At 60.0% G+C, this 23,163-nt stretch carries 11 protein-coding genes and 1 tRNA gene; 10 read left to right on the top strand and 2 right to left on the bottom strand.

The window, feature by feature from the left end:
• Nucleotides 1–3 precede the first annotated feature (3 nt).
• The gene (locus tag I603_RS07705) at nt 4–1,479 is read left to right on the top strand and encodes a carotenoid oxygenase family protein (RefSeq protein ID WP_068863749.1); all 1,476 of its coding nucleotides are present in this window, start codon (nt 4–6) and stop codon (nt 1,477–1,479) included.
• A gap of 168 nt (nt 1,480–1,647) precedes the next feature.
• Here I603_RS07705 and I603_RS07700 read toward each other — a convergent pair whose 3' ends face one another.
• Nucleotides 1,648–2,604, bottom strand: coding sequence for a complex I NDUFA9 subunit family protein (locus I603_RS07700; protein WP_068863747.1), 957 nt, complete (start codon nt 2,602–2,604; stop codon nt 1,648–1,650).
• Nucleotides 2,605–2,931: 327 nt separating this feature from the next.
• On the opposite strand from I603_RS07700, the gene I603_RS07695 reads away from it, so the two are divergent.
• From I603_RS07695 to I603_RS07665, 7 genes are all read left to right on the top strand, one after another.
• Nucleotides 2,932–3,018, top strand: a tRNA-Leu gene (locus tag I603_RS07695).
• 217 nt (nt 3,019–3,235) lie between these two features.
• Complete coding sequence (locus I603_RS07690) at nt 3,236–4,459, top strand: tyrosine-type recombinase/integrase (protein ID WP_068863744.1); 1,224 nt, start codon at nt 3,236–3,238, stop codon at nt 4,457–4,459.
• Nucleotides 4,460–5,031: 572 nt separating this feature from the next.
• Nucleotides 5,032–8,136 carry a helicase-related protein gene (locus tag I603_RS07685; protein WP_198157230.1) on the top strand — a complete coding sequence of 1,035 codons (3,105 nt, stop codon included), beginning with the start codon at nt 5,032–5,034 and terminating at the stop codon, nt 8,134–8,136.
• Nucleotides 8,133–12,167 carry an Eco57I restriction-modification methylase domain-containing protein gene (locus I603_RS07680; RefSeq protein WP_068863742.1) on the top strand — a complete coding sequence of 1,345 codons (4,035 nt, stop codon included), beginning with the start codon at nt 8,133–8,135 and terminating at the stop codon, nt 12,165–12,167. Before I603_RS07685 ends, I603_RS07680 begins: the two co-directional genes overlap by 4 nt.
• Nucleotides 12,167–13,768, top strand: a complete 1,602-nt coding sequence (locus I603_RS07675) for an AAA family ATPase (RefSeq protein ID WP_068863740.1) — start codon at nt 12,167–12,169, stop codon at nt 13,766–13,768. The genes I603_RS07680 and I603_RS07675 overlap by 1 nt, the downstream gene beginning before the upstream one ends.
• The gene (locus I603_RS07670) at nt 13,765–14,322 is read left to right on the top strand and encodes a hypothetical protein (protein WP_068863738.1); all 558 of its coding nucleotides are present in this window, start codon (nt 13,765–13,767) and stop codon (nt 14,320–14,322) included. The genes I603_RS07675 and I603_RS07670 overlap by 4 nt, the downstream gene beginning before the upstream one ends.
• A 50-nt stretch (nt 14,323–14,372) precedes the next feature.
• Nucleotides 14,373–16,244 (top strand): DUF262 domain-containing protein, encoded by a 1,872-nt coding sequence (locus I603_RS07665; RefSeq protein WP_068863736.1) that lies wholly within the window; start codon nt 14,373–14,375, stop codon nt 16,242–16,244.
• Between the two features lie 480 nt (nt 16,245–16,724).
• Here the strand turns inward: I603_RS07665 and I603_RS07660 are convergent, their stop codons facing one another.
• Nucleotides 16,725–20,015: a S41 family peptidase gene (locus I603_RS07660; protein WP_068863734.1), complete on the bottom strand. Its 3,291-nt coding sequence runs from the start codon at nt 20,013–20,015 to the stop codon at nt 16,725–16,727.
• A 344-nt stretch (nt 20,016–20,359) separates the two neighbouring features.
• On the opposite strand from I603_RS07660, the gene I603_RS07655 reads away from it, so the two are divergent.
• Both I603_RS07655 and I603_RS07650 read left to right on the top strand, forming a co-directional pair.
• Nucleotides 20,360–21,391, top strand: a complete 1,032-nt coding sequence (locus I603_RS07655) for a glycosyltransferase family 2 protein (RefSeq protein ID WP_068863732.1) — start codon at nt 20,360–20,362, stop codon at nt 21,389–21,391.
• Entirely contained in the window at nt 21,388–23,085 is a 1,698-nt protein-coding gene (locus I603_RS07650; protein WP_068863730.1) for a hypothetical protein, read from the top strand. The genes I603_RS07655 and I603_RS07650 overlap by 4 nt, the downstream gene beginning before the upstream one ends.
• Nucleotides 23,086–23,163: the final 78 nt, after the last annotated feature.

Genomic DNA, 23,163 nt, shown 5'->3' with positions numbered 1-23,163 from the left:
CGCATGATCAGACTGCAAGCCTCTGCCGATCGCCGCCAGTTCATCCAGTCGCTGCTCGCAGCAGCAGCAGCGAGCGCGGTCATCACCCCGGAGCGCCTATTGGCCGGGGCGGCACCAGCGGACTGGACTTTGGGGGTCGCCGATGTCGAAGCCGACATCGCCCCCCGCGCTCTCACCCCGATTGCGGGCCGGGCCCCTGCGGACTTCGCCGGCGTCCTGTACCGCAACGGTCCGGCCAAGTTCCGGCGCAGCGGATCGAGCGCGGGCCACTGGTTTGATGGCGACGGGCTGATTCGCCGGTTCCGGATTGCCGATGGCCGCGCCAGCCTCGCCGCGCGCTTTGCCGACACGGCCAAGCGACGGCTGGAAACGCAGCTTGACCGGATCGTGATGCCGGGGTTCGGCACAGCTGCCGGGGAGGGCGCGAACATCGGCAATAATGACGATGCCAACGCCGCCAATACCAATGTGCGCCTGCTGGGCGGCGAATTGCTGGCCTTGTGGGAAGGCGGATCGGCCACCCGGCTCGATCCCGAAACCCTGGCTACCGAGGGAATCAAGACCTTCCGCGACGATCTGCGCCACATGCCCTTTTCAGCCCATCCCCGGATCGAGGCCGATGGTTCGGTCTGGAACTTCGGCGGCAATGGCAAGGTGACCGGCCTGTGGCACCTGGGCGCAGACGGAAGGCTGATCGATTTCGCCGTGCTGCCGCTGCCGCGTGCCAGCTACTTCCACGATTTCACCATCACCGCGCGGCATATCGTGATTGTGCTGCAACCCTGGCTGCAAACCCGCTTCGGCTTTCCGATCAGCAAGACGATGGCCTGGCAACCGGAACTCGGCACGCAGGTCATGGTCGTGGCCAAGGACGACCTGAGCCGCCGGCGGATTTACGAACTGCCCGCTTTCAGCGCGTTCCATTACGGCGATGGCTGGGAAGAGGCCGATGGCACGATCCGCTTCGCCGGCTGCCTCGAAGCCGATCCGACCTTCGGCCAGAGCAGCGCGAGCGCGCTGCTGCAGGGCGAATATATCGCTCCGCCGCGCGCGATGCTGAAGCAGATCGTGCTCTATCCCGATGGCAAGGCGGTGCTGGCAGCGACGGGGGCGGCTGGCGAATTTCCGGTCAGCGATCCCCGGCGCGCCGAGCAGCCGCATCGCCTGACTGCACATGTCACCGGTTATGACGGCAAAGGCCCCTTCCCGCACGCGATTGCCACTTGGGACTGGCAAAGCGGGCGCAGCGACTCCTTCGATTTCGGCGCGGACCAGCTGGTCGAGGAATTCCAATACGCCCCCGGCAACAGCGCGCGCGAAGGCGATGGCTGGCTCATCGGATCGACACTCAACCTGAAAGTGGGGGCAAGCGAGTTGCATCTGTTCCGCGCGGGAGACGTGGCAGCAGGTCCCGTTGCCAGCTGGCGCGCCGATGTGGCCCTGCCAATCGGCTTCCACGGAATGTTCGTCGGCGCATGAGGGCCGAACCCGCAGCCCTGAGCGGAAAACCTGAACACTGATCGGGCGCGGCCTGGTCTGGATCAAAGGCAGTAACTGGGTCGGTGGGTGAACGACCGCATGTGGCATGGCTTCCGCAGCAGCCGGCATCGGCTCCGCCGGAGCGGGTCCGGTTGCTCGCAGCGCGCCCTAGCGGGTCTTGGCCCGCTCGTTGGCCGCGCCGAAGCGGCCGTGCTTGCGGTAGCGCAGCATCCACTTGTCGAGGAACAGGCCCAGCGGCTTGGCCTCGATTCCGAGATCCGCAAGGCCCAGGGCGCCCTCGGCCACGACATTGCCTGCCTTGAGCAGCGTCCACTGGTCGCGGCTCATCGGCGTGCCGGGCAGTGCGGCGAAGGTCGCGGAAACCCCGTCGGGCATGGCAAGGAAGCGCCGCTTGCGGCCCTGCGCCTCGGCGATGCGCTGGTGGATTTCCATCATGGTGAGCTGCTCCGGCCCGCCCAGTTCATAGGTCCGGCCGCCGTGGCGCTCAGGGTGTTCGAGCGCGACCGCGACCGCCTCGGCTACGTCGTCGGCATAGACCAGTTGCAGCTTCACCCCGGGGCCGAACACCGGCAGCACCGGCAACAGTTCGATCATCCCGCCGAACAGATTGAGGAAATTGTCGTCCTTGCCGAACACGATCGAGGGGCGCAGCACGGTGGCCTGCGGGAAGGCGGCGCGCGCCCGCTCCTCGCCCAGCGCCTTGGTGCGGGCATAGGCAGCGCTCGATGAGGCATCGGCGCCGATCGCGCTGACATGGACCAGCGCCTTTGCGCCATTGGCCGCAGCCAACCGCCCGATGGTGCCCGGCGCCTCGCCCATCAGCGCATCGAGATTGCCGTCGAAGGCGCCGACGAGGTTGACCACATGGCTCGCCCCTTCAAGCGCGGCGGCGACGCTGTCTTCGCGCGTGATGTCGCAGGGCATGAATTGCAGCTGGCCGAGATTGGCGAGCGGCTTGAGCGCGAAACCTTTCTGCGGGTTGCGGCTGGCGAGGCGCAGCCGGGCGCCGCGTTCGAGCAGGCTTTGCGCGACATAATTGCCGATATAGCCGCTGCCGCCGAAGATCGTGACAAGCTGGCCGGAAAGCGGGGAGGAGGTGGGCATGGATTCGGGTGCTCTTGCTGGCGTGCGGTTTGCGCGCGCGCTTTGCGACAACGCGCCGCGCGAGGCAAGGGTTCCTCTGTTCTGTGGTGCGGGCGACAGGCTCTGTGCGCTTGCGCAGGCTTGCAAGGGGTTTGCCGGGGGTTTGCCGGGGTCCAGACCCCCTCCAGACGCTGTTCACCCCCCGCGCCGAGGCGGTTTGCCAGGACTGTTTCACGTGAAACACGCCGATTGCGGCCGGGGGCGAAGTTTGCATTGACAGCACCCCTGCCCCGGCGCTAATCGCCCGCCCCTACCCGGCCTCCGGCGACGACGACCGGAAGCTTCCGTGCCCAGATGGCGGAATTGGTAGACGCACCGTCTTCAGGTGGCGGCGCTCGCAAGGGCGTGGAGGTTCGAGTCCTCTTCTGGGCACCATCTGTTCTTCCGAGAACGTCCTGAAAATATGGACAAAGTGGCGGAAATCTGCCATTTATGAGCCCTCAACAGTCCGGTTGCGTCTGCAAGTTTCCGCATGCATCCGGGGCAAGGTGGGGGCAAATCTGCGGGTCATTCCCCCAACCGCAATTCCTCTTGCCCCCACCATCCGCGCGGACATTTCGCAGATCGATCGGACCGGGAACTGGAGGTCGCGATGCCGCTATCAGATTCTGCCATCCGAGCGCTCAAGCCAGAGGACAAGCGCTATCGAAAGACTGACCAGCGAGGCCTATATCTTGAGATAGAGCCCAACGGCTCGAAGCTATGGCGCTGGAAATATCGCTATCAGGGCCGTGAAAAGCGGATCGCTTTGGGCCGCTATCCGGACGTGTCCCTCGCAGCTGCTCGACGCTTGCAGGAAGACGCGCGGCGTTTGCTAGACGATGGCAAGGATCCCTCGCTTGAACGCCAAAGGGAGCGCCTGAGCGCCTCTATCAGTGCGGAGAACACATTCGGCGGCGTGGCGCGCGAGTATATCGAGATTAAGATGCTCGGCGAGAAACGGTCAGACACGACCGTCGCCAAAGCCCGTTGGCTTCTGGAGCAACTAAAGCCGCTGGCACCGCTCCCCGTGGCAGACATCAGGCCCGCCGAATTGCTGGGTGCTCTGCGTCGTATCGAGGCGAAGGGTAAGTACGAAACTGCCCGACGGTGCCGCTCGTTCGCAAGCCGCGTGTTCCGCTATGCGGTCGCGACATCACGTGCGGAGAATGATCCCTCTTCGGTTCTTAGAGGCGCACTGATCACTCCCAAGGTCACGCATTATGCGGCGCTCACCGACCCGCAAAAGGTGGGGGATCTCCTAAGATCTATCGACGAATACACTGGCTCTGTGATCACGAAGATCGCGATGCAGATCACACCGCACGTGATGTGCCGTCCGGGAGAGCTAAGACAAGCGGAGTGGTCAGAATTCGATCTCGAAAAGGCGATTTGGACCATCCCGCAAGGCCGGATGAAGTCGCGCCGCCCTCACTCCGTTCCGCTTTCGGAACAAGTCTTGAACTACCTTCGAGACCTTCAACCGCTTACCGGTCCAGCAGGCTATGTGTTCCCTGCGTTCCATACCTGGAAACGGCCGATGAGCGAGAATACGATCAACCAAGCCTTTCGCCGGATGGGGTACACTTCGGAGGAAATGACGGCCCATGGCTGGCGCACGACCGCTTCTACCCTGCTCAATGAATCAGGCAGGTGGAACCCCGATGCGATCGAACGCTCCCTTGCGCACGCCGACTCCAATGCGGTGCGCGGAACGTACAATCGGGGACGCTACTGGGCCGAGCGCGTCGAGATGCATCAATGGTGGAGCGACTACCTCGATCAGCTTCGGAGAGGGGGCGATGTAGTGCCGTTCGGCCGACGTGATAGGGCATGAGAGCGGATCAGATCCGATTGCCCCACGCTTGTCATATAAATTTATGATATCAGCAGGTTATACGACCCTCAATCAAATTTAATTGGCACTCCAGATCTGATTGAGAAGCTGCCATCTCAAATAATCAGCGGTATGTATCTGATTTCATGCGTATTTCATCAAGAATTAATCGGCGATTTGTCGCGTAGGGTGTGCTTTCGTCCAGACTGCTTCATCAAGTTACCAGCCTTTGCGCCCAAAACCGAACAGCGGGCATTTTAACTGATCGGACGAGGGCTAGGTAGCTACTCGGCGATTGAGATTCGTTGATGCCGCTCAATTAGATGGCCACCATCTTAGACCCAATTCCCGCCGCCCCGCTCGGTTGACAGAGGTGTTTGAAAAGTGTCGCTAACTCTGGCATCAGATGGGTCAGTGTGAGGGCGATCGTGACTGCAAAATCGGGAATTCGGGACAACCGCGAGAGGGGCGCTCCGCATCAGTTCATAACCGAGCGAAGCGGGCCTGGAAGCCGTCTTTCGGTTGTGTCGGCGTACTTTACCACGTTCGCTTACGAGTACCTTCGAAACACGTTGGACAGCGTCGAAGGTATGCGCTTCCTGTTTGGAGAGCCTCGCTTTTTGCGGGACGTGAACAATGGTGGCCTCGTCCCACCCGCGTTCGCATTAGATGAGGGCGGGCTTCGATTAGTCGAGCAGATTCGGCAGCGGACTGTTGCGCAGCGATGCGCGAATTGGATACGCGAGCGGGTCGAAGTTCGCTCGGTCAAGCGCGCAGGCCTTTTGCATGGCAAGCTGATCCATGTGGACGATGGCAAGCGAAGTCATGCTTTGCTCGGCAGCTCAAATTTTACTGTCAACGGGCTGGGCCTGGGTTCAACTCCGAACATCGAATTGAACCTCGTGGTGGACGGCGATCGTGATCGTGAGGACTTGCTAGCTTGGTTCAACGAGCTTTGGACAGACGAAAGCCTGACCGATGATGTGAAGGACGAAGTACTCCGTGCGCTGGAGGCGTTGTATGCCCATGCCAGTCCTGAGTTCGTGTACTTCAAGACACTACTACATATTTTTGGCGACTACCTCACCGAGCAAGCCGATGAGGCGGAGCAGTTTGAGCAGACTGCGTTCGAGCAGACCGCCATCTGGCAGGCGCTCTTCGATTTCCAGCGCGACGGACTTCGCGCAATCCTGACCAAGCTGGAGCGTCACGGCGGCTGCATTCTCGCGGACAGCGTGGGTCTGGGCAAAACTTACACCGCTCTTGGCGTGATCAAGTGGCATGAAAAGCGAAACAAGAACGTCTTAGTGCTCTGTCCGAAAAAGCTTCGGGAGAACTGGACCGACTATCTCGCGATCAACAACAGTGAACTCAATCCGCTGCGTGCAGATCGGTTTGGCTACACCGTGCTCTCGCATACGGATCTCTCAAGAGATAAGGGAAAAGTAGGCGACATCGATCTCTCGAAGATCGAGTGGGGAAATTACGACCTCGTCGTAATCGACGAGTCTCACAACTTTCGAAATGCCTCACGCAACCGCAGCGCTAATAGCCGCAAATCCCGCTACGAACGGCTTATGGACGACATCGTCAAGGCTGGGCTCAAAACGAAGGTTTTGTTGCTGTCTGCCACTCCAGTGAACAATGACCTAACCGATCTGAAGGCGCAACTCGATCTCATCTCGGCAGACCATAACGACGGGTTCTCGGAGGTCGGTGTCCCAAATCTCTCGGGCCTGATTGGCGCTGCCCAACGACGGTTTATTGATTGGGCGAAGAGCGGAGATCGAGACACGGCCGCGCTGTTAAGCTCTCTCCCGCCCGCGCTGTTTGGGTTGCTGGACGGTGTTACGATTGCGCGTTCTCGTCGGCATGTCGAGCGGCACTACGCCGCGTCGATGGAGCGTATTGGACACTTCCCCAAACGCGCGGCGCCCGTATCTGTGTTCCCCAGCATCGACATCGAAGGCGGCTTTCCCTCATTCGAATCTGTCGATGACCGGATAAATGGGCTGGAGCTTGCGCTGTATAGCCCACTCGTTTTTGTCCTGCCAGAGTACCGCCACCTGTACGACAAGGGCGGCAATTTCGATCAAGGTAACCGTGAGCGATACCTGATCGCAATGATGAAGTCTGGCTTTCTCAAGCGGCTTGAAAGCTCGATCAATTCGTTCTGCCTCACGATGGACCGAATGATCGGCCGGATCGACCAACGCCTCCGCGAACTGAATGCATTTGATGAAGCAACGTCGGTCAATGTCGAGTTAGGTGACGAGGACGAGCTCGACGAGGAGCTCGAAGAAGCCTTGGAAGTCGGTGGTGCGCTCAAGTACAAACTGGCTCATATTGATCGGCCAAGGTGGAAGGCCGCGCTCGAGCGGGATCGCGAACGCGTTCTCGGCCTTGCGAATGCCGCTCGGATGGTGACGCCGGAACGTGACGCCAAGCTGGCGAAACTCGTCGAAATTGTCCGCGAGAAGGCAAGCCGCCCTGCCTCAAACCGGAACGGCGAGTTGAACCGCAAGGTCATACTCTTCACAGCGTACACGGACACCGCACTCTATCTCTACGAACAGTTGCTACCGGTTGCGGAAGAACTGGGACTGGAGGCCGGGCTGGTCACCGGAACGGAATGCAAAGCGACGTTCGGGCGCGCCCACTTCCAGGACATTCTCGTAAACTTCGCACCTCGGGCTAAGCGCCGGGCGGATATGAAGAAGGCGGAACATAACGGCGAAATCGACCTGCTGATCGCGACCGATTGCATTTCGGAAGGCCAGAACCTTCAGGATGCCGACCTGCTGGTGAACGTAGACATCCACTGGAACCCGGTACGTTTGATCCAGCGCTTCGGCCGCATCGACCGCATCGGCAGTCTCAACGAGGCGATCCGGATGGTCAATTTCTGGCCGACCGAGGAGCTCAACAGATACCTCGGTCTCAAAGGCCGGGTTGAGGCACGAATGCGCCTGGTCGACCTTTCAGCGACCGGGGATGACGACTTGCTCAACAAGACGACCGAAGCCGAAGGTGATTTGCGCTGGCGGGACGAGCAATTGCTTCGCTTGAAGGATGAGGTGTTCGATTTGGAAGAAGCAGGCGGCGGCGTTACGTTGGCGGACTTCGCCCTCGACGACTTCCGCGCCGATCTGCTCGGCTTTGCAAAGACGAACGAGCAAGCCCTTCGCGACGCCCCCCTCGGTCTTCACGCCATCGTCCCAAACGAGGTCGAGGGCCGTTCGCTTGATCCCGGAGCAATCTTTTGCCTCCGTCGCCGCCCGCCTGCCCCTAATCCCGACCAGGTGAAGATCAATCCGCTCGATCCCTACTATCTTGTCTATGTAAGGGACGACGGCACAGTTCGCTTTGCCTTCGGTCAGCCAAAGCGCATTTTAGAGGCTTGGCGCGCCCTAAGTCTGGGCCACTCTGAGCCGTTTGAAATACTCTGTAACGCCTTTGATGACGAGACCGAGCAAGGCGAGAGGCTAGACCGATACGATGCCCTGATCAGCGCCGCGGTAAAGTCCATTGGAGAAACATCCGCCAAGCGAACTCTTGCTTCGCTGACTGCAGGACGTGCAACTCGAATTCCCGATGAAGCGGCTCAGGCCCGCGCAAGCTCCGAGTACGATCTGATTACCTGGCTGATTGTCCGCCCGGCGGAGGTGGCTGCATGACGGATGTCATCGGCATTGACCGCGCGATCCGTGCGTTCGCAGATCAGCCACTCGAACCCGCTGGCCGCAACTTGTTTCGGGCACTTGGCTATCAAAGTGGTAAGACCATTGCTCTTGACGGCACCCCAGCAACATTCGCACGGGAGCTTGATCACGATGGCAAGCTGGAGCGTTTGGACGCGCATTTTGCGAAGTGGCGCGAGGTGCGGTTCCTCTTTCAGCTGACGAACGACGAGATCCCGATGCTGGGCCGGGACCAAGGCTCCATTGATCTCGGTGAGCGTTACGGCCGCTCCATCATCGACAGCTATGTCTTCCTCGCCATCGCGCTGGAAGACGAGGAATGGAAGCGTTCCGCACTCGCCGGCATCACTCGCGCGGTTAACGCGTTGTTCCCGATGCCGGTAGTCTTGTTGTTCCGTCATGGCAGCCACATCTCAATAGCTGTCAGCGAGCGGCGCCAGCACAAGCGCGACGCCAGTCGCGACGTCCAGACGGGACGCATCTCAGTTATTCTCAACGTTTCTACCGAGCGTCCGCATCGTGGCCATCTGAGCATTCTCGCCAAGCTCGATTGGCAGGGAATGCCGCGTCGGCCTTCCAACTTCAGCGAGCTGCACGACCGCTGGCAGGAAGCGCTCTCGACCAAGACACTCAATGAAAAGTTCTACAGGGAATTAAGCGACTGGTTCTTCTGGGCGCGCCGACTGGTTGAATTTCCAGAAGGCGCCTATCCGCCTAACGCGGATAGGAAAAAGCCTGAGCGAAATTCGGTTCCAATGATACGTCTGCTCACGCGCGTAATTTTTTGTTGGTTCATCAAGGAGCGAGGGCTGATCCCAAGCGAGCTATTTCAGCTCGAAGTAGCGCACCGACTGCTGAAAACCGATCCAGGTAAGGAACCAGAGCACAGCAATTACTACCGCGCCATCCTGCAAAACCTTTTCTTCGCCACGCTTAACACTGAGATGGGCGAAGGGCGCAAATGGCGTTCCAAGAACGCTGGCGGCGGGCAAGATGGGCACTTCCTGGTGCACAATGTCTATCGATACCACGACCTGTTCGCCGACCCCGATGCCGCGCTCAATCTGTTCCGGAAAGTACCATTTCTCAACGGCGGGCTCTTTGAGTGTCTCGACCGTGAGCTGACCGACCGCGATCTTGCTCGTGATACGAACCTCGCGAAGGTCAGCGATGGCAAGCGGCTGCGGGTCGACGGCTTCTCGGACCACCCCAAGAACCCGCTGCACGTGCCTAATCGCATTTTCTTCGGTGACACGGTCGACGCGCCGGAACTCAACGAGGATTACGAAACCAAAGGCAAACAATACAAGGCTCGCGGTCTGTTCACGCTGTTCGACGATTATGTCTTCACGGTCGAGGAGAATACCTCGGTCGAAGAAGAAGTCGCGCTCGATCCGGAGTTGCTCGGGAAGGTTTTTGAGAATCTTTTGGCTTCTTATAACCCGGAAACCAGCTCCTCGGCGCGGAAGGTTTCTGGATCATTCTACACGCCGCGTTACGTCGTCGACTTCATGGTGCGCGAAACGCTCGCACACCAATTCACCCGCGCACTGATCGCTACCCAGTCGGGTGAAGATCGCGGTATTCGGCCGAAGACCGAGGCTCTTGACCTTGGCCCTGCACCTGGAGAGCTGAGCCTCCTGCGACCCGCTTCAAGCCCATCCCCGGAGGCAAACGGCAACGTGGCGGCGCGGGTCCACGCCCTGCTCGATCCCGCGGCACCAGCCCCTGATTTCACGGACAAAGAGCGCGACACTCTGATCGCCACGATAGAGGATCTGAAGGTGCTCGATCCCGCCTGCGGATCGGGCGCGTTTCCGATGGGAATGTTGCAGGCGCTGATAGACGTGCTGAAGCGACTGGACCCCGACAATGCGCGGTGGAAGGCCCGAAACCTCAAGCCCTATGAAGATCGTGCAGCTGCGGCGCGAAAGCTGCTGGATGCAACCCGCCGCGACAGCGAAATAGAAGAGGCCGACAAGGCCCTGGCAGAGGTCAAGGCCGAGTTCGAAGACCAAGACCTCGCCGATTATGTCCGCAAGCTGCACCTTATCGAGAAGTGCCTCTACGGCGCGGATATCCAGGCAATTGCCATTCTGATCGCGAAGCTACGTTTCTTCATCAGCTTGGCCGTCGAGCAAAAGCCGCACCCTGATCGCCCGAATCTGGGTATCAAGCCGCTTCCAAATCTCGAAACCAAGCTCGTCGCTGCGAACACCCTGATCCCGCTCGATCGGCCCAAGCAGGATGACCTCTTTGCCAACAAACGCATCGGCGAGCTGGAGGCGCAGATCGAAGGCGCGACCCAGCGCCACTTTGGCGCGCGGACGATGCGCACCAAGCGCAAATACCGCGACCTGATCCAGCAATACCGCGATGAGCTGTCCGAAGTGCTTGAGGCGGAACACTCGCTTCCACATGACGACGCGCAGAAGGCTGCCGCGTGGAACCCGTTTGATCAGAACGCCAGCGCGCCCTTTTTCGATCCGCTGTGGATGTTCCAGATGCACGATGGTTTCGACATCGTGATCGGCAACCCGCCCTATGTGCGCCAAGAGAAGATCACCGACCAGAAGGCCGCACTGCAAAAGGTCTATGGCGAGAAGGACCGAAAGGGTCAGCCGCTCGGAAGCTACGCAGGCACGGCGGATCTGTTCGTCTATTTCATCGAGCGCGGGATGCGGTTGCTGAAGCCCGGCGGTGCATTCAGCTACATCACCTCGAACAAGTGGTTTCGCGCCAAGTACGGCGAGAACCTGCGCCACTGGATGAACGTCAACGCGCGGCTTGACCTGGTAATCGACTTTGGCGACGCACAGGTGTTCGACGCCATCGCCTATCCGACCATTATCGTGGCTGAGCGCCGCGCTAGTCCGGGGCCGAAGCCGGAAGACCGCTTCCGCGCGCTCAATTGGCAAGATCTGGGCGATCAGGCAGACGAGGAGCGGTTCGAGGACTATCTAGAGCAATACGGCTTCGCCATGCCGCAATCGGCGCTGGAAAAGGGCGGCTGGCAGATCGAGCCGACCGTCAAGCGCGACCTGCTTGCCCGCATCCGCGCCGCCGGCGTGCCGCTGGGCGACTACGTCGAGGGACGGTTCTACTATGGGATCAAGACCGGCTACAACGAAGCCTTCGTGATCGACGGAGCCACCCGCGCGCAGCTGATCGCATCCGATCCGAAAAGCGACGAGATCATCAAACCTTTCCTGCGCGGACGTGATGTGAAGCGCTGGCGCGTGGAGCCGCAGGACTTGTGGCTGATCTTTACGCGACGAGGGATCAACATTGATCGCTATCCGGCGGTGAAGCGGCATCTGGAGCAATTCCGGCAATCCCTTGAACCTAAACCGCGAGACTGGAAGGGCGGTGAGTGGCCGGGACGAAAGGCCGGATCGTACGAATGGTTCGAGATTCAGGATAACGTCGCCTATTGGGAGGCGTTCCTGGAGCCCAAGATCATCGTTCCTGCGATTGAGAAGACAGTGGCCTACGCCCCCGACACGAGTGGCTTCTTCAGCAACGACAAGACGAGCATCGTCGTTTCGGATGACTGGCGCTTTTTGACCGCCTGCCTCAATTCTCCGGTTTCGTGGTGGATTGCGCAATCCCTCTATGCTGGACGCGCGGGCGGCTTCTTCGAATTCAAGCCGATGTACGTGGGACAGTTTCCGGTGCCGAGAGCATCGCCGACCCCAAAGGCCATGATTGGAGCGCTGGTGGAGGTTTTGCGCGCCGACCGCGCGAACCCCGCCCTTGAACAACTCCTCAATGGGCTAGTCTACGAACTCTACTTCCCGGACGATCTCCACACGCGCAGTTTGCATATTTTTAACGCTGCACAGGCGGCCGGGATGGAAGCCCTCGCCGGCCTCGAAGGCAAACCTCTCGCCGCCGCAGCCGAAACCTTCGCCCGCGAACACCTCGCCCCCGGCAAACCGCTGCGCGTGATGCTCTCTGATCTGCAGACGCTGGACGTGGTTCGGATCATCGAGGGCAAGGGATAATGGCTGCCAGGGGGAAGGTAAACGAAGGCGACCAAGATGCAGCGGCACCTATTCAGGAACGACAGGTGCCGCCTCGCATCAAGACCTTAACGCTTCGGAATTTCCGGGCGTTCCCTGGACCTGCCGAGGTGCCAATCCCGTTCAATGGAAAGAACCTCGTAATTTTTGGCGAGAACGGATCGGGTAAGTCGACGATCTTTCACGCTTTGGATGGATTCTTCTCGGTCGCTGAGCGCAACAATGGCGAGCGTCGTCAGCGACTTGAGAAGAACGTGAACCTGTTCAGCGATCTCGATCTAGACGAGACGTGGGTACAGGTTGAATTCGACGATAACGCCGTTGAAAAATGGGATGCAAGCAGCCATCCCTGCGATCCAGGCCAGCACCGAAGCGAGCGCGTTTTCGCAGCGGGTTATCGCAAAGCATTCCTTGATTATCGCTCGCTTCTCGAGACGAACTTCCGTCACAGTGGCGGCGCGATCAACCTGTTCGATATTTGCGTACAAACCGTACTTCGAGACTACAGGACCGCGCACGAGGGGTCCGAAGAAACAATTCGCGATCTTTGGCACGTTCTGAGGAAACACATCAATCCGCCGCGCTGGGATACCTCAGTTGGGCGGGACAAAGACGAGCGAAATCTATACCGCACAAGCGTAAATACTGGGATCAGTGAGGCGCTTGATGCCTTGGTCCCCCTAGTAAATGACATGCTAAAGGCGTTGGGCTGGACTGACACGGAGCTCGAACGCTTTGATTTTCCTCGCCTGACGTATAACAACGCGTGGCCTGTGAAGTTGCGCGACTTCGACGGGAAATCGATCAAACCGGTCATAAAGTTCAACGGTCAAGAGCTCGATGCTCCCCATTTGTCCTTGAACGAGGCTCGCCAGTCCGCACTCGCATTAGCCATCTACTTTGCTGGCCGAAAGCTATGCGCCGCGACCACCTTGGTGGACGTGCCAAAAATCATGGTACTCGACGATGTCATCGTTAGCCTTGATCAATCAAATCGCTTGCCCATCCTCGACCTACTAGCGGAAGAGTTCAGGGAGTGGCAGATCATCATACTGACGCATGATCGGTTGTGGTTCGACATGACGCGCAGCTACCACCGGAGGCATTTGGCGGATCGTTTCTGGACCTATGCCGAACTACATGCCGGCGCCAACCTTCAAGCTCCGCCCACCCCTGTCGCGACGTCTTCAAGTTCGGCCAAGGAGTCGATCGACCTGGCAAAAACGTTTTTGGCGCAGGGTCACATAAATGCAGCAGGCAATGCAGCCAGGATATCTGCTGAGCGCGCTCTTCGTGAATTTTGCGATGTAAAGCGGATACCCGTGAGGTACCGGTTAGAAACGGAAAAGATTGCATTTTCTGATCTCATTGAGGGCGCGCGCCAATGGAGCGGACGTGAAGCCAATGGCCATTACAATGATGTACTTGATCACTTGAAAATGTACGTGGAGATTTTGTTAAATCGGCTATCCCACGGCGGCTCGACAAATCTTGAGCGTCACGATGTTCAAGGCGCTATTGCTGCAACTGATGCCCTCTTGTTCGCTTTGAAGGTAACTTCCAAATATGAGCAGAATCTGTGAGGAGCAACCAATGGCGCCATGGCGAGCGTGAGTTCGTCCTCGCTCCCTTGCCCCAGGAGCAAATCGGCGTCGCGGGCTGCAATCTCGTCAAGCTGACGGTCGATTCTGTCATCGGCGACGAAGTCTGCGTCATGTTCAAAGAGGATCCCGACTATGCTGAGCAATATGCGTCGGTAAGGCCGATCAACATGTTCGCACATACTGGCGCGGTAAATACGCCACACGGTGCCGTCGCCTTCATTGTATGGCAGATCGCGGCAGGCAGTCCGTGCGAGGTTTTCGTTGAGACATTCTTCAACCCCGCCGCCTCGGGCGAGCTGATCTCTGAAGCTGCTCGCCAGACCCACCTCAAGCTGATCATCATTAACAATCGGACCTCAGCGGTCACTGCGTTTGTGGACTACGCGAACGTATTTGGGCTTGATGAGCTGGCAGCGTTCATCGAGCAAATGGACGCGCCGGCCAGCGGGCAGGACTTCCATCTGGCGACCAACCATGTCTTGACGCACATCGACTTGGTCAGCTTGGTTCGCGACGGCGCTCAGAGTGGTTGAAGTTTGTCTCAAGAAATGAGATGTTTGAGCCTCACTATGGGGGGCGACCAATGAGACCATTCACCCGCTCGATCATTGAGCTGTTCGACGGCAAGAAGCGCTACCTGATCCCGCTCTATCAGCGCCAATATGCTTGGAGCGTTTCGCCGCAACTCGAGCTGCTATGGGAGGATATCGAGCGAGCGGTTATGCGGCTGGAGGCAGATCGACAGGCCGCAACGCCGCACTTTATGGGCGCAATCGTCATCGCTCAGATCAAGACTTTCGGAAAGCAAGTGCAGGCGTTCGAGGTGATCGACGGACAGCAGCGCCTGACGACTTTCCAACTATTGCTTGCGGCGTTCCGCGACGTGGCCAACGCGCACGGCTCTGTCTACGGGCAGGAGATCAGCAAACTGATATATAACGACGGCGTAATGGAGACGCCGGAAGTGGAGCGTTTCAAGCTTTGGCCGACGCTGACAGACCGACGTTCCTTCGTTCACCTGATCGATCCAAATGCGGACTTGGCGTCCATCGGGGCTGCGCCGGACGATGAAGAAGGTGTCGTCCGTCCGGCGGTTGCGGCGCATGCCTGGTTCAAGGCGCGGATCGAGGAGCACGTCACCGTCGACGGCGCGTTTGACGCGTTTCGGCTGGAAAAACTTTACGAGGCGCTGCAAGCTGGACTTGCCGCCGTCTCGATCGAGCTGGAAGGCGGCGATGATCCGCAGACGATCTTCGAGACTCTCAACAGCCGCGGCGTCGACCTTTCGGCCGGTGACCTCATGCGCAACTTTATCTTTCAGCGCGCTAAGGGTCTTGGCCAAGAACATGGCTCACTCAACGTCGACAAACTCTATTCCGAGCACTGGTTGCCGCTTGATCGCTGGTTCTGGCGCGAAGAAGACAACCGGGGGCGTCAGACCAAGCCGCGATTGGACTGGTTGCTGGTTGATCACCTCTCGATGAAGCGGGCGGAGGTCGTCTCTGTCGAGCAACTCTTCGAAAGCTATCGTCGCTGGATTCTGAACGAGACCCCATTCTCTTCGGTTGAGCAGGAACTGCAGTCAATTTCGAGCAGCGCTGCGATCCACCGGCGCATCGCAGAGCAGCGGAGCGACGATGTGCTCGGCCGCTTCGGACGTTTTGCCAAGGCATTCGACGTGTCCACCGCTATGCCGTTAGTGCTCTATCTTGCGACCGATGGAGCTATTGACCAGGATCTTCCTGATGCCTTGGCCATGATCGAAGCCTTTATCTTGCGGCGCGATATCTGCGGCCTAACGACGAAGAACTATAACCGCATGTTTATCGATGTGCTGGATAAGGTTCGAAGTTCCAGTTTGCCGGCACTGCGTGCGCTGGAGGTGCAACTTTCGAGCGGTGACAGCGAGCTCAATCGTTGGCCGAACGATGAGGAATGGAAGGCTGGTTGGCTCGGTCGAGATCAGTACAAGGGGCCACGTCAGCCTCGCCTGAGATATCTTTTCGAAGCGATTGAGAAGTCCAAGCGGACGGCGCTGAGCGAAGAGATCGAAATTAAATCCGAACTCACGATCGAACATATCATGCCGCAGAAGTGGCGGTCTCAATGGCCCGTGCCAGGCTTCGAGCACGTAACGGAAGATGAAATCGACGTCGATCAATTGGCCCGTGAGATGGAGCGGGAACAGGCAATCAACAAACTTGGCAATCTGACACTCTTAACGCATTCACTCAATGCGACCGTCTCGAACGGTCCGTTTTCAGTGAAGATGCCAGCCGTTCGTGCCCACGCCAGCCTAACGCTCAATCGGGAGCTCAACGCTTTCGATCATTGGGACGAAGAGACTATTCTTCAACGAGGGCAAGCGCTGTTCGAAGTGGCACGGAAAATTTGGCGTGGGCCGCTAGAGAAGGAGAAGGTTTCGGCGGCCGTAGCTTCGCCAGTTGAAGCGTAGGAATGTCGCTGTCAAGGTAGCCTAGGAAGGCACCTTCCGAGATTGCGTCATCGTATCGTTTCTGCCTTTGTAACATGCATGAATTGGCGGACGCGGGTATGCGGGTGACGCTTAGCGAATCGCGAAGCGGCACCTTCTTGCCTGCGGTTCGGGATCTTTTCCGGAATCGAACCATGTTTTCGATCTGGTCCCGGGGCAAAGGCGATGGGGCAATAAGGAGATTCCGCCGAGACTTTTTCGACAATTCAATTATTTAGACAAACGATAATGGTACTCTTCTGGCACCATTTCCTTGATATCAGGCGATTTCTGCGCCTTGTCCTGCGCCGATTCGTCTGTTTCGGCCACCCGGGCGAGCGGCAAATCGCTGAAATGGCTCAAAAACGGCATTACATGTGCGGGGGCTGAGACGCCCCCGAACACGACTTCCGATTTTGCTGCCGTCTCCGCCAGGCGGGCCCCGTTCCCCGGCAATCAGCGTCACTTGCCAATCTCTGTAGGGAACGGCGGAGGCGCCTTGACCGGGGACGTTGCGGCTTCGAGTTGTTGCAACACCGTCGCTATCGCGGCTTCGAGCTGCGTATCCTGCCCGCGGTCGAGCGCCAGCTGGTCGAGCTCTACCCGGATGTCGGGAGCAACGCCTTCGTTCTCGATCGTCCATCGGCCGTCGGTATCGTAGAAGCGGAAATTGGGTACCGCCAAGCGCCCGCCGTCAATCAGGTCGGGATTGGCACTGATCCCGATCAATCCGCCCCAAGTCCGGGTGCCGATCAACGTACCCAGACCGCTTTCGCGGAAGGCATAAGGCATCCAGTCTCCGCCAGAGCCCGCGTACTGGTCGATCAGCATGACCTTGGGCCCGTAAATCCCGCCGCCCGGTGTCGCATATTCAAGCCCCTGGCGGTCCTTCCACCCCGCCAGCCACCGGCGCGAGAGCACATCGATGATGTAGTTCGCTGCCTGCCCGCCGCCGTTGGAACGCTCGTCCAGGATCAGCGCTTGCTTGTCGGTCTGGGCGAAATACATCCGGTTGAAGAAGGTGAAGCCGGCACCGGCAGTGTTCGGCATATAGACATAGGCGACCCGCCCGCCGCTCGCCTCATCGACCCGCTTGCGGTTCCCCTCGATCCATGCCCACAGGCGCAGCTGTCCCTCGTCGGCGACAGGCTCGACCGTAGAGGTGCGGCGCGGGCCGTCGGGCGTCGCCGCGACGGTAAGCGCGACCTGCATGCCGCGCGCACCCGAAAGCGCGGCATAGATATTGTCGCTGGCGGTCAGCTGCTGGCCGTTGATGGCAATGATGTAGTCGCCTTCGTTCACATCGACTCCGGGCGCAGCAAGCGGCGCGGCGAGGAAGGGGTTCCACTTCTCGCCGGTGAAGATCCGCTTGATCCGGTAACGTCCGTTTTCGACCGTTATGTCCGCGCCCAGGAGACCCGGAGCCGCGGCACTGTTGTCGTAGACATCTCCCCCGCCGATATAGTTGTGGCCGACTCCCATCTCGCCCGCCATTTCCACCAGCACCTCGTTGAGGTCCTCGCGCCGTCCGACATGCGCGAGCAGGGGTTCGAACTTGGCCCGCACCGCGTCCCAATCGAGACCGTGCATGTTCGGATCGTAGAAATACTGCTTCTCCATGCGGTGGACATCGGCAAAGATCTGTTTCCATTCAGACATGGGATCGATCAGCATCTTCACGCCCGCCATGTTTACCGGCTTGGGCTCGAGCTTCTTGCCCGCATCGGTGGTAAGCAGCGACTGATCGGACTTGGTCAGCAACAGCTTCTCGCCCTTGGCATCGGTCTCGACCGAGACGATGCCCTGCCCGACCTCCTCGGCTTTGCGATCCTCGAAGTCGAAGCGCAGCAACCTCGCCCGTTCCTGCCCGCTGCCAGGGCCGGTCGCGCCCCCTGCCTGAGCCCGCTCGACAAAGAACAGCGAGCCGTCCTTGGCAGTGGCGAGGCTTGTATAGAAGGCTTCAGCCACGGGCAGGGCCACGATGCGCTGATCCAAGCCAGCGGGATCGACTGCGGGCCTTTCATCCTTGGCATTGGAGCCATCTTTTCCGCTGCCCTTCTTGCCCGCGTCCTTGTCCTCCTCACCCTTGTCCGGCTCCTCGTTGGCAAGCACGGGCGCAAGCGGGGACTCGCCATCCGCCTCCAGCACCGCCGCATAAAGACCGGCTCGGTACGGCCGGTCCTGCGTGGTCATGTCGAGCCCGTCATATACCGACCCTGCCGTGGTCGAGGCGGCGAAGAACAGGAGCTTGCCGTCCTTGGAAAAGGTCGGCGACCCGACATCGGCAAAACCTTCCGTCACCGGGAAATTGCGCTTGCTATCGAGATCGTAGAGACTGAGCGCCGCATTCGCGTTGACGCCGCGGGTCGTGTAAGCGACCCAGCGCCCCTTGGGTGAGATGGCGGCGTCGAAATTGCCGTTGCGCCGAGGGCTTTGCGCGATCTGCCAGCGGCTGCCCGTCGCGACCTCGATCGCTTCGAGTGTCAGCTTGCTGGTCGCCACCACCAGATGTTTGCCCGCGTTCCCCCAGGCAATGAGCTCGTGGAAGTCCTCACCCAAGGGAATCGTGCGCACGGGCTCGATCCCACTCTGGTCCTCGATCTTGAGCACTTGGCCCGCACCGTCGTCGGTGACATAGGCAAGCCGTGTGCCGTCATCGGACCAGATCGCCGTGTAATCCCGCGTAGCGGCGCTCTGGGAGATGTTGCGGGTAGCGCCCTTGTCGGTGGGCACCGTGAAAACCTCGCCGCGTGCGGTCACCGCAACGCGCGCACCGGAAGGCGACAGGGCGGCGCTGGTCATCTGTCCGGCGACCGGCTTCCAGCCCGGACGGCGGGCGGGAAGATCGACGACAAGGCGGATCGGCAAGGGCGAGACACCGCCGCTGGCGACGTCAAGCGCATGAAAGCGACCGCCCGCCTCGTAAACGATACGCCCGTTCTTGGCGGTGATGTTGCGAATGTCCCAGTCGCTCTCGCGGGTAAGCTGCGCCAACGCACCGTTGGCGGGATCATAGCGGAAGATGTTGGCGCGGGTGTTCCAGCGGTCGGAGAGAAAATAGAGCTGGCCATCCATCCACACAGGATCGAATTCGCTGGTGCGGTCGCCGGGAATCTCGGTCACGGACCTGCCCGTGAAATCGATCAGCTGGATCGAGGGTGCGCGTCCACCGCGATAGCCGCGCCAGCCATTGACCCCGCCGGTCAGCACCGCGTTGGCCGATCCCCAAGGCACCGCCGCGAAGAGCTTGCCGGTCTCGTCGTAGCTGCCCGAGAACACCTGAGCCTCGGATACCTTCCTGGGCAGACCGCCATCCAGCGCGACATGGAAAAGCTGGCCCGATCGCCCGGCGCGCCGCTCTCGCGCGCTGACTATCGCCACTGCCTCGCCGCCCGGCGTCCAGTCGACTGCGGCATCGTCGCCCGGATGCCAGGTGAGCCGCTGGGGCTCGCCGCCGGTCACATCGATAACGAAAACATCTGCATTGCCGTCATAGTTGGCGGTGTAGGCGATCTTGGTCCCGTCGGGCGAAAACACCGGATCGCGTTCATCGGCGGGATGGGAGGTGAGCCGCACAGGGTTGCTACCGTCGGGCGCCGCGATCCAGATGTCACCGGCATAGACGAAGGCCAGCGCAGTGTCGGACAGGGCTGGGTCTCGCAGCAGCTTGGTTTCTTGCGGCTGTGCGCGCGCGATCGGCGCGGACAGCGCGCTCGTGACCATAAGAGCAACGGCGATCCATCGTTTTGTCATGACAATCCTCCCCAGGATGAAGCGAACTTCGAGTTACCTTGCCACCGTTACTTGCATACCAAGCGATGGCGGTCGAGACATGGGTTGCCTTTTGATGACGGGCGCGATGAGCAGCTCACGGCTGATCGGGAGAGCAATCCGGGCAAGGTGCGGCGGACGGCCCTGTTCTGGCACGCGGTCGATATGCGCGACTCCTAACCCTTTCCATAAAAGCACGGTTTACGATTGCTTAAAGCCCAGCGGGTAAAGCAGCCCATACCGACGAGAATGCGCGCTCCGGAAATGGGAGTGACACGGGAGTCGGCCGGGAATTAGAGGGGCATCCCAAGGGTATCGACCTTATCATGACCAAGCTGATCATCCAGATACCCTGTCTGAACGAGGCAGCGGGCCTGCCCGATACCCTCGCCAAACTGCCGCGGAGCATCCCGGGTATCGATACGATCGAATATTGCGTGATCGACGATGGCAGCACGGACGACACGTCCGGTGTTGCGCGTCGCTGGGGTGTGCACCACATCGTTCGCCACCGCCGCAACCGGGGCCTGGCCGAGGCGTTTCGATCGGGGCTCGAACGATGTCTTGCCGAGGGCGCAGACATCATCGTCAACACCGATGCCGACGGCCAGTATGAAGGGGCCGATATCGCCAAGATCGTCGCCCCGGTCGTCGCCGGTGAAGCCGACATCTGCATCGGCGACCGTTCGGTGGCGCGCAATCAGCATTTCGGACCGGGCAAACGCCTGCTCCAGCGGCTGGGCAGTTATGTCGTACGCACGCTTTCGGCGACCGACATTACCGATGCCGTCTCGGGCTTTCGCGCTATCAGCCGCGAAGCTGCGCAGCGGATCAATATCACCACCGAATTCAGCTACACCACCGACATGCTGATCCAGGCGGGACGCAAGCGTCTGGCGATAACTTCGGTGCCGGTGCGAACCCATGCAGCCACGCGCCCTTCGCGGCTGTTTAAATCGATCCCGCGCTTCATCCAGCAGACCGGTGTCACTATCCTGCGCGCCTATACGACCTTCAATGCGCTGCGGGTATTTGTAGGCCTTGGCGCGGTGGCAACGCTTATCGGACTGGTTCCGATCGGGCGGTTCCTGTGGTTTGCGCTTAACGGGGACGGGGATGGACACATCCAGTCTCTGGTGCTGGGCGGGGCCCTCCTCACAGTGGGCGTGCTGGTGGTGACGCTGGGCATACTTGCCGATCTGATCGCGACCAATCGCAAGCTGCTCGAGGCGGCTCTTCTCAAGCTGCGCAAGCTTGAAGACAAGCTCGATCGCGGCGAGGGACAGGCTCAGAAAATGCCAGACGACGAGACCGGCCGGCCGACCAGCGACGTGGTCCCGCAAAGGCTCGCCGGATGAGCGCATCGGCTTCTCCCGGCGCCAGCGTCCTGCCCGACCAGCAAAAGATACGGTTCGCGCTGGATACCAGCACCTGGCTGATCGCATTCATCGCGGTCATTCTCGTGCTGCAATTCGGCGAGGTGTTCCGGCGCGGGATCAATTGGGACGAGTTCCACCATTACCACCTGCTGTGGGAACTGCACGACGGACGGCTAAATCAGGCGGTCAACACCGCCTTTACCAGGGCTCTGGTCTGGATCGTCGAACTGCCGGGGGACCCGATCGATCATATCATTGCGCTGCGCGTGATGATGTTCGGGTTCGAGTTGACCATCCTCGCGGCAATCGTGGCGCTGGCCGAGCGGTTCAGCAGCCGAACGGTCGGTCTGATCTGCGCGCTTGCCTATATCACCTTCCCCTACGTCTTCGGGCATGGCTATTCCTTCCGGTTCGACCCGCCTGTGACAGCCCTGACGCTGTGCGCGGCCTGGATCATCATGGTTCGTCCGATGGACTGGAAGACGATCCTGGCAGCCGGGGCGATGATCGGCCTCTCGAGCATCCTGACGATCAAGATCGTGCTCCTTGCACCGGCCTTTGCCGGACTCATCTGGTTGCGCTGGAGTGAACATTCTTTCGCATCGGCCTTTGCCGTCCGAGTGGCGCTGCTCGGCGTTCTCGCCATCGCTATCGCCGGGCTGCTCTATCTGGCGCACTTGGGCGCATTGCCGACTGTATCGGCTGAAACTGCCGGCAAGACAGCTGGCGGGATCGGCAACGTCATGTTCGCACTGGAGCCAAAGCCGTTCTGGGGGATGGCGCTGTCGGCGGCGATCAGGGCGCCGCTCGTCACGCTGCTTGTCGCATTGTTCGTGCTGCAGTTGGGGGGGCGACCCACGTCCGAAAAAATTGCGCTGGCGGGAATGTTCGCCACCATCACCACGCTGATCTATTATCACAACACAGCGCCCTATTTCTACGTCTTCATGCTGCCGTGGGTGTTGATCGCATGCAGCGTCAGCGTCGATTGGATCATCAAGAAGTCAGCCCCGCTGCTGGTGGGCGCGATCCTTTTCATCAGCGGCGTCAGCACCTTCGCCAACGAGCCCCCATCCCCCCTCGAAAGCCAGCGGCAACTGATCCGTGCGGCACAAGAGATATTCCCGGATGGCCTTGCCTACTTCGATTTCATGGGAATGCTGCCGAGATTGGAAAAGGCAAACCCGTTCATGACCTTTCTGACGATCAAGGGTCTCCAGACAGCGAACAGGTCGATCTACAGCGAAGTAATGGCACAGCAAGCCGTGCCGCTGCTGATGAGCAATGACGAGCAATTCGATCGGCTGTTTGGCAATCCCGAAGAGGAGGTCCTTCTGCCCGGAGGCGGCAAGATGTTCACCGCCATGGACCGGGAAGCACTGCTCGATACCTACATCCCCTTCTGGGGACCGTTCCTGCTGGCAGGCGAAATAATTCCTGTCGGAAGCTCCAGCCACAAATTCGGTATCCGGGTCCCCGGCCCCTATACCGTTGCAGGCGGCTCGATCATGATTGGTGGCAGCCGTTACAGCGAAGGTGACATCGTCAATCTCGAACGCGGGATGCACGAAGCTTCCGGCGCGCGCCAAGGCGAGGTTCGCCTGGTGTGGGGCCGGAACCTCGAACCTCCCGCCTATCCGCCCCCGGAGCGCCCCTATGCTCCGGCCTGGTGACACGAACCCGCCTCCATGCCGGGCGACGGCGGGAAGGCCCGACGCCACCAGCATGACCTTGCAACTGCTCCTCACGGG

This window comes from Erythrobacter dokdonensis DSW-74 (assembly GCF_001677335.1).
Classification (GTDB): Bacteria; Pseudomonadota; Alphaproteobacteria; order Sphingomonadales; family Sphingomonadaceae; genus Erythrobacter; species Erythrobacter dokdonensis.
The sequence above is the reverse complement of the archived record's forward strand: the minus strand, read 5'-3'. Positions and strand labels throughout refer to the sequence as shown.